Source organism: Celeribacter ethanolicus (genome assembly GCF_002407265.1).
Classification (GTDB): domain Bacteria; phylum Pseudomonadota; class Alphaproteobacteria; order Rhodobacterales; family Rhodobacteraceae; genus Celeribacter; species Celeribacter ethanolicus.
The window spans coordinates 438126-454652 of record NZ_CP022196.1; the positions used below are offsets into that span (position 1 = coordinate 438126).

Here is a 16527-nt window from a genome sequence, read left to right on the forward strand (position 1 = left end):
AGGCTCGGCCTCAGAACTCGTCCTGCAACTCCGCATAGATGGCTTCGATCCGGTCAGCCTCCTCATCGGTCAGAGCGGCGAACTCTTTCGCTCTGGCGCGTCCGGAGAGTCTGCCACCGTTCTGGTGCAGGAAGCGAAACAGCAGGTCGAGCACGCGGTCCGGCATGTCGATCAGGCCAGAGACGCGGGACTTGAACCCGTCATAGGCACGCAGGAAACGGGTCTCTGCTGGCAGGTCATGGTCGATTGTCTGGGCCACGCAGGCGAAGAGGAATTCGGCATGGGGCGTGGCATCGAAGAATCGATAGAAATCGCCGGTGTCGTTCAGCACCTCGACGTTTCCGCGATCGGTTGGGCGCCAGCTGACATGGGGCAGCAGCCGACGCGAATAGCTCTCGAGGACCTGCCGATAGGCCTCGATCCGTTCGAGGATCACCGCCGACACCGGGAAGACCAGCCCGGGCGGATTGAAGCCGCGTGCAGCAAGCACGTGGTGGATCAGGTAGCGATGAAGGCGCCCGTTGCCGTCCTCAAACGGGTGGATATAGACGAAGCCGAAGGCGAGGCCGGCGGCAGCCAGAACAGGGTCGAGCCCCGGGGCGATATCGCGGTCGAACGCTTCGAGCCCGGCGATCAGCGCAGGCAGGTCTTCATGTCGGGCGCTGACGAGATCGGGCAGGGGGGCGCCGGTCGCGCGGTCGTGCTCGCCAATGAAGCCGCCCTCCTGCCGCAGGCCCAGATGGACGAAGCGGGCATCGCCGATGACGATGCGTTGCAGGCGTTCGAGTTCTGCCCGGTCGATCGGATGCCGCCCGGCTTCGCCGATGATCTGGCCCCAGCGCCGGATGCGATCCTGGGGCGGGTTCTCGCCTTCGATCTGGAAACTCGACCGCGAATCCTTGAGCAGCAGGAAGGCTGCCGTGCGCGCCAGCAGATCGGCGGGCACCTCGGCCAGCACCGCGCGGGCCTCGGCTGCCAGATCGCGGGCGATGAAGGCCTCGATTGCCGCTGTGCGGAAGATCATCGGGCAAAAATCCGGGGTGCCGGGCAGGTTGTTGCGGACCCTGTGGCGCGGCGAGGGGGCGCCCTCTGCGTCCCATTGGAGCTTGGCATCGACCACGGGCGCGTAATTGCCGCGCGTGGCGTCGAGCAGCTCCAATTCCGCGCCGAGGAGCCACTCATAAAGGAACCAGATCCTGCGCGCGTAGCTGCCTGTCGGGGCGGCCTCGACAATGGCCTGGATCGGCTCCGGTCCGGTTGCCTTGAACAGTCGTTTGAGAACTGCCAGATCCAGCCCCTCATAGCGCAGCGCGAAGGTCAGATGACCGATGAGGCTCGCCTCGGGTTCATGGCGGGGCGTGTAGAGGCGCCAGCCGTCGGCCTCGTAGACCTTGTGACGTGGGCCGATAGCGGAAAGTGTCCGGGGCAGGGGCGTTGCGAGCGCAAAGGCATCGATCAGCGCAGCATAGCCCGCAGGTGTTGCCTCCTCGGGGAGCCAGCGCTCGTGAAAAACGGTTACGGCACCCGAAAACGGATTCCTTTGCGTCTGCTCCATGAAATTCAGATCTCGGCCCTGATGATTGGTTTCAAATTTGTGTATCTCATGAATATCGATTGCAATCAATGAGCCCTCGCGAAAGTTGATGGCGGAGCGCTGTCGCCGTCAAGTCTGCGAGGCGATGGGGCCTGTGATGAAGAGTCAGAGAGGTACCGGGACAGGGGTGAGTCCGGGTGGTCGAGAGAGAGCGCCGTCCGGGTCCTCCCCGTTCCCGCTCTCCGAGGTTCCCCGACATGAATATCTCATCTCCCGTGACCGGTCCGGCCACCCAGCCGGCCCCCGTGATCCTGGCCGCCGCCCATCTCATTCTTCCCCATCTCGAACGCGGTCAACGCGTCGATACTGCGGACCTCCGCAGTGCCATGGAAAGCGCTTTCGGCGCTTCCGACGCCAGCGGCGCTTGGGACTGGAAGCTCGCCTATGAGGCCTGCGAAGTCGCCACGGTTCTGTTCCTGCGCAAATATGGAAAGGCGCTTTTCCGCAAAGCCGGTTCTCCGGCGTCCCGGCTCGGTCCTCTGGCGAAGATCGCGGGCCTACTGCCGACGCAGACCCGCCGCTCCGAGGAAAGCCAGAGCTTCCAGCAGTTCAGCACGCCTCTGCCTCTCGGTCTTGCCGCGCTGGCGGCGGCCGCGATCACGCCTGATGACGTGGTGCTGGAACCCTCGGCCGGCACCGGCCTGATGGCTATCCTGGCCCAGACCGCGGGCGGTTCGCTGATCCTCAACGAACTCGCCGAGACCCGCGCCGATCTTCTCTCTTCCCTCTTTCCGGCCTTTCCCGTCACCCGGTTCGACGCCGCCCAGATCGACGATCATCTGACCCCGGAGGCTGTGCCGTCGGTGGTGCTGATGAACCCGCCCTTCTCGGTCATGGCCAATGTCGAGGGACGGATGGCGGATGCTTCCCTTCGCCATATTGCCTCGGCGCTGGCCCGGCTTGCTCCTGGCGGACGGCTGGTCACGATCACCGGGGGGAACTTCGGACCGGAAGCACCGGCCTGGCGCGATGCTTTCATGCGCTTGCAGGACCGTGGCCGCGTGGTCTTCACCGCGGCCATCGATGGCGCGGTCTTTTCCAGGCATGGCACCCGCATCGACACGCGGCTGACAGTGATCGACAAGCTGCCCGCCAACGACTCTGCCATCTTCCCGGCCTCACCAGAGATTGCACCCGACGTCAGCACGCTGCTCGGCTGGATCGAAAGCCAGGTTCCGCCGCGCTTGCCGGTCTCGCTCCCGAAGGTCGCTTCTCCCGTGCCGGCGGCTGCCCCGAAGACCGTGCGCGGTTATCTCGCTCGCGCCACAGCGTCCCGACCCGCCGCCGCACCAGCGTCCGATCCCGAGGGGGTGGAGCTCGAGTATGAGACCGTGGACTGGGTGCCGCCCGAGGGCGCGCGGCTGTCGGACGCGATCTATGAGGAATATGCGCTGCAATCGCTGCGCATACCTGGCGCCGCGCCGCACCCGACCAAGCTGGTGCAATCCGCCGCCATGGCCTCGGTCGCACCACCCAGGCCGTCTTACCGCGCCATGCTGCCCGCTGACATCTGCGCGCGTCTGTCGGACGCCCAGCTCGAAACGGTGATCTACACAGGTGAAGCCCATGCCGATCATCTCGCCGGTGCCTGGACCGTGGACGAGCATTTCGACAACGTGCGCGCCGCCGCCGAGGATGCCGCTGGCGCTATCCGCTTCCGCCGGGGTTTTATGCTGGGTGACGGCACCGGCGCCGGCAAGGGCCGTCAGTCGGCCGGGATCATCCTCGACAACTGGCTGCGCGGTCGCCGCAAGGCGGTCTGGATTTCCAAATCCGACAAGCTGATCGAGGACGCGCAACGCGACTGGTCGGCGCTCGGCATGGAGCGACTGCTGGTCACACCTCTGTCACGCTTCCCGCAGGGAAAGCCAATCACGCTGTCGGAAGGCATCCTGTTTACCACCTATGCCACGCTGCGCTCCGATGACCGCGGAGAGAAGGTTTCGCGTGTGAAGCAGATCGTCGAATGGTTGGGCAGGGACTTCGATGGGGTCATCATTTTCGACGAAAGCCATGCCATGCAGAATGCCGGTGGCGGCAAGGGAGACCGCGGCGATATCGCCGCCTCGCAGCAGGGACGCGCGGGCCTGCGGCTCCAGCACGCGCTGCCCGATGCGCGCGTGGTCTATGTCTCGGCGACCGGCGCCACCACGGTTCACAATCTCGCCTATGCGCAGCGCCTCGGCCTCTGGGGCGGCGAGGATTTTCCGTTCCAGACTCGGGCCGAATTCGTCGAGGCGATCGAAGCCGGTGGCGTTGCGGCCATGGAAGTGCTGGCCCGCGATCTGCGATCTCTCGGCCTCTATACCGCCCGCTCACTCTCCTATGATGGCGTCGAATATGAACTGATCGAGCATCAGCTCACGGACGAACAGCGCCGCATCTATGACGCTTACGCGGCCGCGTTCGCCGTGATCCATGGAAACCTGGACGCGGCGATGGAGGCGGCCAACATTACCGGCAGTGAAGGCACGCTAAACCGGCAGGCCAAATCCGCAGCGCGGTCGGCCTTCGAGAGCACCAAGCAACGCTTCTTCGGGCATCTGCTGACCTCAATGAAGACGCCGACACTGATCCGCTCGATCGATGCCGATCTCGAGGCGGGCCATGCCGCCGTCATCCAGATCGTCTCCACCGGCGAGGCGCTGATGGAACGGCGGCTGGCAGAAATCCCCACCGACGAATGGAACGACATCTCCGTCGACGTCACGCCACGGGAATATGTCGGCTCGTACTTGCAGCATTCCTTCCCGGTGCAACTCTATGAGCCCTTCACCGACAGCGAAGGCAATTTGTCCTCGCGGCCCGTGTTCCGCGATGGGCAGCCGGTCGAAAGCCGAGAAGCCGTCGTCCGGCGCGATGAGATGCTGGAGCAGCTCGGGTCGCTTCCGCCCGTGCCGGGAGCACTCGACCAGATCGTCCAGCGATTCGGCACCGATCTGGTGGCCGAGGTTACGGGGCGTTCGCGCCGGATCGTGCGCAAGGGCGATGGCGCATCGGCCCGCCTGGCCGTCGAGAACCGCGCGCCTTCTGCTAATCTTGCCGAGACCTCGGCCTTCATGGATGACCAGAAGCGCATTCTGGTCTTCTCGGATGCGGGGGGCACCGGGCGCAGCTATCACGCGGACCTTTTGGCGCGGAACCAGCGCCTGCGGGTGCACTACTTGCTGGAGCCGGGCTGGAAGGCCGATGCCGCCATTCAGGGGCTCGGGCGCACCAACCGCACCAATCAGGTGCAACCGCCGCTCTTCCGGCCCATCGCGACGGATGTGAAGGCTGAGAAGCGTTTCCTCAGCACGATTGCCCGTCGCCTCGACACCCTGGGCGCGATCACCCGCGGCCAGCGCCAGACCGGCGGTCAGGGCCTGTTCCGGCCCGAGGACAATTTGGAATCCGCCTATGCCCGCGATGCGTTGCGCCAGCTCTACCTGTTGATCGTGCGCGGCAAGGTCGAGGGCTGCTCGCTTGAACGGTTTGAGTCCGCCAACGGTCTGAAGCTGATGGACGCGAACGGCATCAAGGACGACCTGCCACCGATCACGACCTTCCTCAATCGCCTGCTGGCTCTGACCATCGAGTTGCAGGGCATCCTGTTCTCGGCCTTCGAGCAGCTTCTGCAGGCGCGGATCGACGGGGCGATTGCATCCGGCACCTATGACATGGGGCTGGAAACGCTGAAGGCCGAAAGCTTCATCGTCACAGGCCGGCAGGTGATCCACACCCATCCGGGGACTGGCGCGGAAACCCGGCTCCTGACGCTCACCGAGCGCAAACGCAATCAGCCGGTCACGCTCGATGCAGCCCTGGCGGAGCTGGATGATCCGCGGGCGAAGCTGCTCGTGAACGAGCGGTCCGGTCGTGCCGCCGTGCAGATCCCCACCACCAGCGTGATGCTGGACGATGGCGAGATCGAGCGCCGCGTCCGGCTGATCCGGCCGATGGAAGCAATGAACCTGCCCATGCGGGCGATGGGCGAGACCCACTGGGTAGAGGCCGAGCGCGCTGCCTTCGCCTCGGCATGGCAGGCCGAGTTGGACGAAGTGCCGGAATTCACTGACAGTATCCTGCATATGGTGACGGGGCTTTTGCTGCCGATCTGGAAACGCCTGCCGCAGGACTCCTCCCGCGTCTATCGGCTCCAAACCGATGAGGGGGAACGCATAATCGGTCGCCGTGTCTCGCCCGCATGGGCTGCCAATGCCTCGACCAGTGGCGTCACCAGCAGCCTGACACCGGATGCCGCCTATGCCGCACTGATCGAAGGTTGCACGATCCTTGATCTCGCCGAGGGGCTGCAACTGCGACGCTCGCGTGTCATGGGCGCGAACCGGGTCGAACTGACCGGCTTTACTGACGCAATGCGCGAGCGTCTGCGGGCCTATGGCCTCTTCAGCGAGATCATCTCGTGGAAGTTGCGCTTCTTCGTGCCCGTCGATGCATCGGGGCCGGAGATCATCGGCAAACTGCTCGACCGCTTCCCGGTTGAGCGCATCGGTGAGCGGGTGGCTGCGTGATGGCACGTCTCAACGCTTCCGAACTGGCACACCGTCTCGCCCGACAGGCCGAGGTGGTGTGCCGCCACTACCTCTCGAACGGGCGCAAGCAGGGCAATTACTGGCAGGTCGGGGATGTGCGAAACACGCCCGGTCGTTCGATGTTCGTCCGTCTGACCGGGCCAGAGACCGGTAAGGGGGCGGCTGGAAAATGGACCGACGCATCGACCGGCGAGCATGGCGATCTGCTCGACGTGATCGGCGAAAGTCTCGGCCTCATCGACTTCGCCGACATTGCCGAAGAAGCCCGCCGCTTCCTAAGCCTGCCGCATCCTGAACCGGAGCCAAACTCCCGCCGATCCCGAACACCGCCAGCACCATCGGGATCGTCCGAAGCTGCCCGTCGCCTCTGGCGCATGACGCAACCGCTCACCGGCAGTCTCGCAGAGGCGTACTTACGGCAACGCGGCATTGCGGATTTACGCGGAACCGCAAATCTGCGGTGCCACCCGACCTGCTACTGGCGTGCGGAGGGCGACGGCCCAACCGAAACCTGGCCGGCCATGATCGCCGCCGTCACCGACCTCGAAGGCAGGATCACCGGTGCGCATCGCACCTGGCTTCAACGTGACGGCTCCGGGAAAGCGCCGATCGATCCGCCGAGAAAGGCGATGGGAGACCTGCTCGCAAACGCCGTGCGGTTTGGCGAGGCGCAGGATGTCATGGCAGCGGGCGAGGGGATCGAGACCATCCTCTCGCTGCGGCAGGCATTGCCGATCATGCCGATGGTCTCCGCACTCTCGGCCGGACATCTCGCTGCTATCCTGTTCCCGCCGCATCTGCGCAGGCTCTATATCGTCCGCGACAACGATCCGGCAGGCGACGCCGCACGGGACAGTCTGGTGGACCGGGCCATCGAGGCCGGGATCGAGGCCATCACGCTTTCGCCCATGCTGGGAGATTTCAACGACGATCTCGTGAGCCTCGGCCTGGAGGCGCTTCGGGCGCGGATCCGGGTGCAGATCGCTCCCGAAGACGTCAGACGCTTCATGTCGCGCGCACCATAGCCAGAGAGGGCCGTGATCGAGGATAACCGATCCCGCCATGGGCAAGGGGTGTAGCACCTCGGCAAAAGACCCGCGCCTTGGCCTTCTTGAGAGGGCGAGCGGCCCACAAACGCTCCGGCCCGGCAATGGCGGCGCCCGACTGATTTCCGTCGGCGACCCGCCACCCCACGCGACAGGTCGCGTGGGGACCCCGTCTCCCCCGCCTTTACAGCGCGAAGCAAATCAGCCGGGCTTTGCCATCAAGGTCCTCGCCTGAGGCTCGGACTGCCAGACCGGAGCGCCCGTGGGCTTGTCGCCGCCATGAAGGCCGCGACGGTCGCGGTCCAACCGAAGGATACATCCCATGTATGCCCATGACGAATTCGAACCCGATCACAGCACATCTCCCACCGGCCATGTCGTCGAAGCGCTCGAACTCTATGGCTACCGTCCCGCCGAGGGCGAGGCCGATCCCCGGATCACGCCCGAGGACACCGCCATCCAGGGCGCGGTTGCCGACATTTTCGATGCGCTGATCTCCACCATGGCCGATACCAGCCTCGATTTCGACCTCGACGAGATCATGTGGTCCACCGTCAATACCTTCCATCGTGCCGTCGAGCGGACCGAACGCAAACTCGACGATAACGAGCAGGCCCAGAAGCGCCTTCAGCGCGAACAGGACGGCAGCGAGGTCAAATCCGTCCAGTTGGAGGCCCTGATCGACATTGGCCAGAACCTGATCGAGCGCCGCGACAGCATGGAGACTTTCCGCGACACTGCCGCCGACCTCTATCTGCGCAGCACCGGCACGCCCTGGTCGCCGCGCTCCGGTTCACGAGTCAACCATCGCCAGATGACTTCGGCCATGATCGATAGCCGCGACTTCCTCTCCGCCAAACGCAAGGCCGACAATGAGGTGCTCTTGCCCGCCGGGCCGAAGATTGCCTTCTCGGGCGGGGATACCACCGATCACCGGCTGATCTGGGGCAGGCTCGATCAGGTTCATGCCAAGCATCCCGACATGGTGCTCCTGCACGGCGGCAGCCCGAAAGGCGCAGAACGCATTGCGGCCACCTGGGCCGACAACCGGAAGGTGCCGCAGGTTGCCTTTAAGCCCGACTGGACGAGACACGCCAAGGCCGCGCCCTTCAAGCGCAACGACCGGATGCTCGATGCCATGCCGATCGGGGTCATCGTCTTCCCGGGTACCGGCATTCAGGAAAACTTGGCCGACAAGGCCCGCGAGATGGGTATCCCGGTCTACCGCCTCGCGGAGGGCAGCGCGTGAGCGCTGCCTGCAATCCATCGATACCATGCCCGGCAGAACTCTCGCCATGCCGGGCGATTTCATGCTATGTTCGCCTTGCGCCATGGTGGTGGTGGAAGGCGCGACCGTTCCAAGTCAAACGGGAGACTCCACCATGATCGTTCTCGGAATCCTTACATCTTTCGCGGCCATTGCGGGCCTGTGCTGGTTGGTGTTCAACCTCGCGGTCTTCGCCCTGCCGTTCCTCGTCGGACTTCATACCGGCATATGGGCCTATGGAACCGGCGCAGGCTGGTTCGGTGCAATCCTCGTCGGCGGCTTCGCTGCAGGGTTGACGCTTGCCATCGGTCAGGCGCTGATCATGCACGTGCGCCCGCTCTGGGCGCGGTTTGTCATCGCGCTGATCTTCGTGGTGCCGGCGGTGCTCGCTGGCTTCCACGCAACCCTCGGGATCGCCAGGGCCATGATGCCCTCGGAGACCTGGCAGATGATCTTCGCCGTCATCGGCGCTGGCGCTGTAGGCGTTTCCGCCTTTCTTCGCATTGCGGGTTCGGCAGCCGAGCCTTCGGACAGCTCTCCCGTGAGCGCCTGTCACTGCAGGCGATCCGATGAGGCGGGGCCTGATCACTGCTGGACTGTCATCCCAATCCTCAGATTGCCGGTAGGGGCGGTGTGCGGATCGGCATGAGGCCCGCGTCGCGGCCCGTGGCCGTGCGGTGGAGGGGGCGGAGCGTTCGAGCGGCAGACTGCACCTGCGATCGCGGGGGGCACGTCGGGCGGGGCGCCTGGAGAGTGATGCGTATGGCCTGTCGCGGGTGAGCAAACCTGCCGGTGGAAAGGCCGGTCAGGCTGGCGGGCATCCGCGGTTGCCATCGTCTCCGTTCTGACCCGTCCCATGTCCGCTCCATACGGCCCTTTCAATGGCCTGATCTGGCCGAAGATCGGCTACGCCTCGACCGGCTTGGCGCAACAGCGCCGCCATAACTTTCTTCCCCTGGGCTGCGCCCATTCCGCGCGAGACAAGAAAGTTCTGCCTTTGCTGTCCAGCCCCCGGCACGCCGGGGGTGCGCCGCCGGTCGTCTCCGGCCTGTCGATCGCCATCGGGCCGCAATGGTGCGGACCCGGAAACGGAAGACGGAGACTTAAAATGGCAACCATCGGCACTTTCAAGAAGACCGGCAACGAATTCACCGGCGAAATCGTCACCCTCAGCGTCCAGGTCCAGGGCGTGCGCATCGTTCCCGACACCCGCGCCACCGGCGAGAACGCCCCCAGCCACCGGGTCCTGGTGGGCCGCGCCGAGATCGGCGCCGCCTGGTCCAAACGCTCGGGCGAGGGCCGCGACTATCTGGGCCTCAAGCTCGACGATCCGAGCTTCACCGCCCCGATCTACGCCAATCTCTTCGACGACGAAGACGGCGAGAGCTACGCTCTGATCTGGTCCCGCCCCAACGGTCGCCGCGGCGAATAACGCCGTCGCGAGGCCCCGGTCGTAAGACCGGGGCCGATCGCCGAACAGGGCAACCGAATCAGTTCCCGAAATTTCCGGCGAGAAAGCGAAAACGCGATGTAAACACGTCAGAATTTTGGTGGTGAAATTCTGATAAGCGACTATAATAGTCGTAGTTCTGGCGTTTGCGCCGGGCCGGATGGGAGGTGATTTGCATGATCACCGCCCGACAATCACGGGCCGCGCGGGCGCTTCTTGGCTGGACACAGGAGCAGCTGGCGGATGAGGCCCGGGTATCTTTGACCGCGCTCAAGCGCCTCGAGTCCGAAAGCGGGCTCGAGGTCTATGAGACCACGCGCGATCAGGTCCGACGGGCTTTCGAGGCGAATGGCATTCTGCTCCTGAACTCCGACCAGGGGATAGGAGTGATGCATGTTCAGGCGAAGGCTGCCTCGAAGGCCTGACCTTTCCGGCAGGTTTTGCAGAGAGCCGAATTGCGCTATTGCCGTGCTCACAAAACTGTCAACTGGCTGTGCTAAGGATGTGCAGCAAACGCCGTGGGGATGCGCGTGACGATCAGCAGCTTGCAGGATGTACCGCCGCAGGGGGACGTGGTGACTGAGTATGACCGTCATCACATGGCGCAGTATATGCGTTTGCTCGATGCTGCAGGCGAGGGCGCGAGCTGGCAGGAGGCCGCGCAGATCATTCTAGGTCTCGATGCGCAGACAGAGCCAGAGCGGGTGCGTCTGGTCCATGACGCACATCTTGAACGCGCGCGTTGGTTGAGCTCGGAAGGGTATCGGCAGTTGGCGGCGGGGCGAACCGCCTGAGGAGGTGATGCGTTTCACGCATCACCTGATGCCTTGCGACGGGCTTCCCAAGTGATTGATCTCTTGGAATCCTTTCTTGTGATCAACCCAGGGGAGAGGCGATGCCATGCAACCTGATCGCTCGAATTGGCGTGACCAGGCCGCCTACGACTATCTTGATGATTTGGCTGCGCCGGACCTCGGCTGGGAATGCCTGCGCCGCAATCCCGAATATCAGTATGACTACGCGAAGCTCGCAGGAGAACCCCCGGAGAGGGTTGATCTGAGGGATCAGGTCGGCCGTCGATGGGGGTTGTGCTTTCCCGATCCGGCCCGGGCTGCCCGCCTCCGTTGCGGAGGTGTTCTGGTGTCCGGCGGTCGATACAGGTGTCGTGGTGCTCGTTGCCGCCCCCGAGGCACTGGCCGAAGAGGCAGACGCCCGCGGTAGTGAAATAGTCGCCCCGACGGGCAGGGCGTCCCCCATTGGCAAGCACCTGCGCCACAGGCTGCCGGACGGGACATACCTACATCTCGTCGCTCCCCTGAAAGACCGTGGTCGGCTTGTTGCCACTGTTCCTCTCGGTCCCGAGGGCCTTGATCGCATCGAAGCAATCCAGCGGCTGTTGGCGGACCAGCACCGCCGTCGATCCATCCCCCGCGACACCCGTCTGACCGCGCAGCAGAAAGCGCGCCTGCGGCGTGTCCTTCAAGCCTCCGACGCCGCCTTCCATGGCGCGACCCAGAAGCAGATCGCCGAGGTCCTGTTCCGGACCGGTCGCCTGGACCGCGATGAATGGCAGGTCTCCTCGGCCCGCTTTGCCGTCTCCAGCCTCCTTCGCGAGGGGCGTGACCTGATCGCCGGTGGCTATCGCAAGCTCCTTCGCCACCAGCGCCGCCTCTAGGTCGGCGATCCCGCGCCGCGGTGTGCGGATTTACCCCTGCTACCTTTCCACTGCATCTGACCGGACGCGCTTCGCCATCGTGACCGTCATCAGCCGCTGTTTCGCGGCACTGGTCACACACAGTAGGGAGACGCCCGATGTCCGCCATCTCAACCGAACTTCCCCCGCGCTATCTGCGCACCAAAGAAGCCGCCCAGTTCCTGAGCCTGTCGGCTCGGACGCTGGAGAAGCACCGGACCTATGGCACCGGTCCCGCCTACCACAAGCTGGGCGGACGCGTGGTCTATGCGATCGAGGACCTGCAGGCCTGGGTCGGACGCGGCGCCGTTACCTCGACATCCGACCCGCGCGGGCAGGTACTGCCGGCGAAACGCCACGCGCTCCCGAACCTCCCGCAGCCCGGCCGCTTCGTGCGCTGACCTGGGGGCGACACCTTCATGACCGATGGACGCAGACCCCGTTCCGAGCGTGGACAGCTCGATCTGTTCCGCGCGTTGCCCGGTGACTTCGCCCCCAGAGATGCGCAGGACCTCATGGCCTATCCCTTCTTTTCCCTCGCCAAGTCTAAGCGTGTTGCGCCGATCGACTTTGCCGCTGGCAGCGTCAGCATTCGGGTCGAGGCCGTTCCCGATCACGGTATGGCCACAATCTGGGATGCCGACATCCTGATCTGGGCGGCGAGCCAGATCGTCGAGGCGCGTGACGCGGGGCTGCGCACCTCCCGGCTGATGGCCGCCACCCCATATGAGATCCTCACCTATGTTGGTCGCGGAACCAGTGCGCGGGATTACCAGCGCCTGAAGGCGGCGCTGGATCGTCTGCAGTCGACGACGATCTCCACCTCGATCCGGCAGCCTGCGGAAGGACGCCGCCATCGCTTCTCCTGGATCAACGAATGGCAGGAGCGCAGCGACAGGGAGGGGCGCCCGGACGGCATCGAGTTGATCGTGCCCGACTGGTTCTACCAGGCCGTGCTCGACAATGCGCTCGTCCTCACCATCGACCGGGCGTATTTCGACCTGACCGGCGGGCTTGACCGCTGGCTGTATCGCCTGGTGCGCAAGCATGGTGGCCGACAGCGCGATGGCTGGCGTTTCGACTTCCATCATCTTCACCAGAAGTCCGGGGCGCTGTCCCCCTTCAAGCGCTTCGCCTTCGAGCTTCGCGACATCATCCGGCGGCAGCCGCTGCCGGGCTACACGCTCTTTCTCGAGACTGAGGTTGGTGGACGCAAGCTGCTGGCTTTCGAGCCTACTCCGGGCTGTGGAAAACCTGTGAATGGGCTCGTGCTATCGGGAACCCGGGCTATCGTGCTATCGGGAACCAAAGGCTCGTGCTATCAGGAACCCAAACAGGGGGTAACGCACGGAAGCAAAAGCGGAAATCGCCCCCTTAACTTAGAGTCTAACAAAGAGTCTAACTTTGAAGAGCGCGCGCGTGATGTGGAAAACGTCATTCGTGCCACCGCAAAAAGCCTCAGCCAGGCCGGCAAGACGAAGGCAGCCGTCGCCCCATCGGTGCCGCGAACGGCTTCCGATCAGGGTGTCGCAGCAGCCTCCGATCATCCAGATACGCCCCGCCTTCCTCTCGAATTGCCGGGAGGTGGCGAATGATCATCGCTCTGCTCAATCAGAAGGGTGGCGTCGGCAAGACGACGCTGGCGCTCCATATCGCTGGTGAATTGGCGATACAGGGCAAGCGTGTCACCCTGATCGATGCCGACCCGCAAGGCTCCGCCCTGGACTGGTCGCAGCAACGCGCCCGCGAAGGTCTGCCGCGGCTCTTCGGCACCCTCGGCCTGGCCCGTGACACCCTGCACCGCGAAGTCCCCGAACTTGCCCGCACAGTCGATCATGTCGTTATTGATGGCCCACCGCGTGTTGCGGGGCTCATGCGCTCGGCGCTGCTCACCGCCGATCTGGTGCTGATCCCGGTACAGCCCTCGCCATTCGATGGCTGGGCCTCTGCCGAGATGCTGTCCCTCCTTGCGGAGGCCCGCATTTATCGGCCGGAACTTGTCGCCCGCTTCCTGCTCAACCGCTGCGGCGCGCGCATCGTCATCGCTCGGGAAACCGCCGAGGCGCTGGCGGATCACAATCCTCCTGTGCTTGCCAGCACGATTGGTCAGCGCGTCGTCTTTGCAGATGCGGCGCAAACCGGTCGCCTCGCCAGTGACATCGACCGTAAATCGCATGCTGCCCGAGAGATCGCGGCGCTGACGTCTGAAATCGGGCGCCTCGGTCTTGGGAAGGTGGCGGTATGACCGGGCGCAATGACAAGCGTGGTTTCGCCGCGCGGCCAGTCGATGCCGAGACCTGGATCAAGGCTGGCGAGGCGCCATCCGCACAGGGTCGCGCGGCGGCGATCTATACGGCCCGGCTCACCATCGACATCACCCCGGACCTGCGCGGTCGCATCAAGGTCGCAGCTTTCAGCCGCGGCGTCACTGTCGCTGACATGCTGCGCGAGTTGCTCGGGCGCGAATATCCAGAACCCGAAGGAGAACCTCAATGACCGGCTTTGTGATTTCCGGCGTGACCGGAGACGGATCGTTCGACGCCCGTTTCCGCGGCGCGCTGACGCGCGTGGAACTGACCTGGGTGGAGAAGCGGATCGAGTTCTGGATCAGGTTCGGCCAGGAGGCCGGAACGCAGATCCTCGACCGCAGCCGCCGCATTGTCTTCTTCCGTCCCGGCGCCGTGTTTGGCTTCGTCCGCTGGGCGGCGAATGACTATGGAACCGTTGTTTCGCGCATCGACATTGTGCGCGCGATCGCGCCTGGTAGCGCCTGTCAGACGCTGCCCTGCGTGCGTCCCGGTGGCGAGATTTTGTTGAAGATCGAAGGCTGGCCCAAGGTCGAAGAGGTCCTGCGCCATGTCGATGCGATCGAGGGTCTCGGGATCGACCCTGCCGAGGTCGATCCCGACCACTGGCGCCATGTCGCCCACTGGATGAAGGCGGGCGAAGCGCCGCGCGCCTATACGGCGGAACGCCATGCCGCATGGCTCCGGCGCCGGGAGATCGGAAAATGACCCGTGCCCGCTACATCATGGCGACGGTCGCGGCGCTCACCACCGTCATCGCCGGCAGCATTCCGGCTGCGCCACGGCTGGTCTGGAACGCCTCGGCCAGCGTGCCGATTGGTTTCTACACCATCGCGTCGGTGGACCGGCTCGCGGTGCCAGATCTGGTCGTGGTCATGCCGCCCGAACCCTTTGCAGGTTTCATGGTCGCGCGCGGCTATATCGGTCGCGATGTGCCGATCCTGAAGCACGTCATCGGGCTGCCGGGACAACGGGTCTGCCGTGACGGTGCTGCGATCACCGTCGATGGCAGACACCTGGGGGAGGCGCGAGAGCGCGACAGCCAGGGCCGCGATCTTCCTGTCTGGCAGGGCTGTCTCACCATCGCGGAGGGCGAGGTCTTCCTGATGAACCCGGCGGTCGCTGACAGTTTCGACGGCCGCTACTTCGGCCCGTTCCCCACCTCGGCAGTGATCGGCCGGGCCAGTCCACTGTTCACCGACGAGGGTGGCGATGGCCGCCTCGTCTGGCACGCGCCGGAGCGGTGACGGCGCGTCCATCGCGGGGCGCGCAAGCGACCCGCCTCCCATTCACCGCATGAGGAAGGAGCTTCCAATGCCACAGATCGGTCAATTCACCCGCACCCCGTCTGGCTATGCCGGACAGCTGCGTACGCTCTCTCTCGACCTGGAACTGACCTTCGTTCCCACCGACAATGTCGATTCCGAGAAAGCTCCCGCCTATCGCATCCATCTCGGTGATGAGGATGGTCCGGAGGTTGGCGCGGGCTGGAAACACACCGGCGAAACCGCAGGAGCGTTCGTTTCGGTCCTGCTTGATGATCCAGTTTTCCAGCATCCGATCCGCGCCCGCCTGTTCCAGTCGGATGAGGAGGGCAGGGAGTGGGGGCTGCACTGGACCCGCCCGAAGAAGCGCGATGAGCAGGACTGACCATGATCATGTCCTGCATCCGCCCCGCCTCGGGGAGCGGTGGCATCTGCCACCGCATTCTTCTCCTTCTTCTTTCCGGCCTCCTCATCCCGGTCGTCGCCACCCAGCCGCTTCTGGCGCAAACCGGTGTGCCCGAACACGCAATCGCCGCGCGTCCCTACGCCGCCCAGGTCACCGAGGCATCGCAGCGCTTCGGCATTCCGACGACCTGGATCATGGCCGTGATGCGGGCAGAGAGTGCGGGCGATCTGCGTGCGGTTTCTTCCGCTGGCGCGATGGGGCTGATGCAGGTCATGCCCGACACCTGGGCGGGGCTGCGCATCCGTCATGGTCTTGGCCGAGACCCTTACGATCCGCGTGACAACATCCTCGCGGGCACGGCCTATCTGCGCGAGATGTGGGACCGCTATGGCAATGTCGCGGCGATGCTGGCGTCCTATAATGCCGGTCCCGCCCGCTACGAAGAATACCGACTGGCGGATCGTCCGCTGCCTCCCGAGACACGTGCCTATGTCGCTGCGCTTGCACCCGTTCTGCTTGGCGAGCGGCCATCGGGCACCGGTATCACTGCAGCACGACCACGCGATTGGCGTGAGGCGGCGATCTTCATCAGCCGCGACGACGGGACGCTTGCAACCGATCCTGTGTTGCCTGACCGAACGGTCGGCGGCGCTCCTTCACCCGTCCCGGCGGTGCCGCAGGCGGGCCTCACCCCGCGATCTGAGGGCCTCTTCGTCCAGCCGGAGACTGGTGAGGCCCGGCCATGACCCGGGAGATCGCACTTCGCATTCCGTCGTGCTCTGGCGCGCGTTCGAGGGGACGGACGGTGGTGGCTGGCACCACGACCGAAGGATGGCAGGATAAAAGGGCGCACGGTGCGCGGCGGTTGGGCGGTTGTTTTTGTTCATGTTTTCGCCGCGTTCCGCACCGTGTGGCGTGTGCGCGCACCGTGCGAGATGTGCCTAAGTTTATGAAAATGATCGCTG

The 16527-nt window shown here is 64.8% G+C and carries 18 protein-coding genes; 17 read left to right on the plus strand and 1 reads right to left on the minus strand.

Features of this window, described 5'->3' with window-relative positions; genetic code table 11:
• Nucleotides 1-10: 10 nt before the first annotated feature.
• The gene (locus CEW89_RS02120; protein WP_096807101.1) at nt 11-1555 is read right to left on the minus strand and encodes a Fic family protein; all 1545 of its coding nucleotides are present in this window, start codon (nt 1553-1555) and stop codon (nt 11-13) included.
• Nucleotides 1556-1791: 236 nt separating this feature from the next.
• On the opposite strand from CEW89_RS02120, the gene CEW89_RS02125 reads away from it, so the two are divergent.
• From CEW89_RS02125 to CEW89_RS02200, 17 genes are all read left to right on the plus strand, one after another.
• The gene (locus CEW89_RS02125; RefSeq protein WP_096804724.1) at nt 1792-6108 is read left to right on the plus strand and encodes a strawberry notch family protein; all 4317 of its coding nucleotides are present in this window, start codon (nt 1792-1794) and stop codon (nt 6106-6108) included.
• Complete coding sequence (locus CEW89_RS02130) at nt 6108-7154, plus strand: DUF7146 domain-containing protein (protein ID WP_096804725.1); 1047 nt, start codon at nt 6108-6110, stop codon at nt 7152-7154. The genes CEW89_RS02125 and CEW89_RS02130 overlap by 1 nt, the downstream gene beginning before the upstream one ends.
• A 343-nt stretch (nt 7155-7497) precedes the next feature.
• On the plus strand, nt 7498-8424 hold the full coding sequence (locus tag CEW89_RS02135) for a DUF2493 domain-containing protein (RefSeq protein ID WP_096804726.1): 927 nt from the start codon (nt 7498-7500) through the stop codon (nt 8422-8424).
• Nucleotides 8425-8557: 133 nt separating this feature from the next.
• Nucleotides 8558-9091, plus strand: coding sequence for a hypothetical protein (locus CEW89_RS02140; protein WP_244906138.1), 534 nt, complete (start codon nt 8558-8560; stop codon nt 9089-9091).
• A 459-nt stretch (nt 9092-9550) separates the two neighbouring features.
• On the plus strand, nt 9551-9874 hold the full coding sequence (locus CEW89_RS02145) for a DUF736 domain-containing protein (RefSeq protein ID WP_009573768.1): 324 nt from the start codon (nt 9551-9553) through the stop codon (nt 9872-9874).
• Nucleotides 9875-10068: 194 nt separating this feature from the next.
• A complete protein-coding gene (locus CEW89_RS02150; protein ID WP_009573769.1) occupies nt 10069-10317 on the plus strand; it encodes a helix-turn-helix domain-containing protein in 249 nt (82 codons plus the stop codon).
• Nucleotides 10318-10416: 99 nt separating this feature from the next.
• On the plus strand, nt 10417-10686 hold the full coding sequence (locus CEW89_RS02155; RefSeq protein WP_043870029.1) for a DNA -binding domain-containing protein: 270 nt from the start codon (nt 10417-10419) through the stop codon (nt 10684-10686).
• Between the two features lie 106 nt (nt 10687-10792).
• Nucleotides 10793-11113 carry a transcriptional regulator domain-containing protein gene (locus tag CEW89_RS21460; RefSeq protein ID WP_425321020.1) on the plus strand — a complete coding sequence of 107 codons (321 nt, stop codon included), beginning with the start codon at nt 10793-10795 and terminating at the stop codon, nt 11111-11113.
• A complete protein-coding gene (locus CEW89_RS02160) occupies nt 11061-11567 on the plus strand; it encodes a DUF2285 domain-containing protein (protein ID WP_244906139.1) in 507 nt (168 codons plus the stop codon). The genes CEW89_RS21460 and CEW89_RS02160 overlap by 53 nt, the downstream gene beginning before the upstream one ends.
• Before the next feature lie 137 nt (nt 11568-11704).
• Nucleotides 11705-11986 carry a helix-turn-helix transcriptional regulator gene (locus CEW89_RS02165; protein ID WP_096804727.1) on the plus strand — a complete coding sequence of 94 codons (282 nt, stop codon included), beginning with the start codon at nt 11705-11707 and terminating at the stop codon, nt 11984-11986.
• Between the two features lie 18 nt (nt 11987-12004).
• A complete protein-coding gene (locus CEW89_RS02170) occupies nt 12005-13180 on the plus strand; it encodes a replication initiator protein A (protein ID WP_096804728.1) in 1176 nt (391 codons plus the stop codon).
• Entirely contained in the window at nt 13177-13830 is a 654-nt protein-coding gene (gene parA, locus CEW89_RS02175) for a ParA family partition ATPase (RefSeq protein ID WP_096804729.1), read from the plus strand. The genes CEW89_RS02170 and parA overlap by 4 nt, the downstream gene beginning before the upstream one ends.
• The gene (locus tag CEW89_RS02180) at nt 13827-14081 is read left to right on the plus strand and encodes a ribbon-helix-helix protein (RefSeq protein ID WP_096804730.1); all 255 of its coding nucleotides are present in this window, start codon (nt 13827-13829) and stop codon (nt 14079-14081) included. The genes parA and CEW89_RS02180 overlap by 4 nt, the downstream gene beginning before the upstream one ends.
• Complete coding sequence (locus CEW89_RS02185) at nt 14078-14599, plus strand: DUF2840 domain-containing protein (protein ID WP_096804731.1); 522 nt, start codon at nt 14078-14080, stop codon at nt 14597-14599. Before CEW89_RS02180 ends, CEW89_RS02185 begins: the two co-directional genes overlap by 4 nt.
• Nucleotides 14596-15138 carry a S26 family signal peptidase gene (locus tag CEW89_RS02190; RefSeq protein ID WP_096804732.1) on the plus strand — a complete coding sequence of 181 codons (543 nt, stop codon included), beginning with the start codon at nt 14596-14598 and terminating at the stop codon, nt 15136-15138. The genes CEW89_RS02185 and CEW89_RS02190 overlap by 4 nt, the downstream gene beginning before the upstream one ends.
• 67 nt (nt 15139-15205) lie before the next feature.
• A complete protein-coding gene (locus CEW89_RS02195) occupies nt 15206-15541 on the plus strand; it encodes a DUF736 domain-containing protein (RefSeq protein WP_096804733.1) in 336 nt (111 codons plus the stop codon).
• Nucleotides 15542-15543: 2 nt separating this feature from the next.
• The gene (locus CEW89_RS02200) at nt 15544-16308 is read left to right on the plus strand and encodes a lytic transglycosylase domain-containing protein (RefSeq protein WP_096804734.1); all 765 of its coding nucleotides are present in this window, start codon (nt 15544-15546) and stop codon (nt 16306-16308) included.
• Nucleotides 16309-16527: the final 219 nt, after the last annotated feature.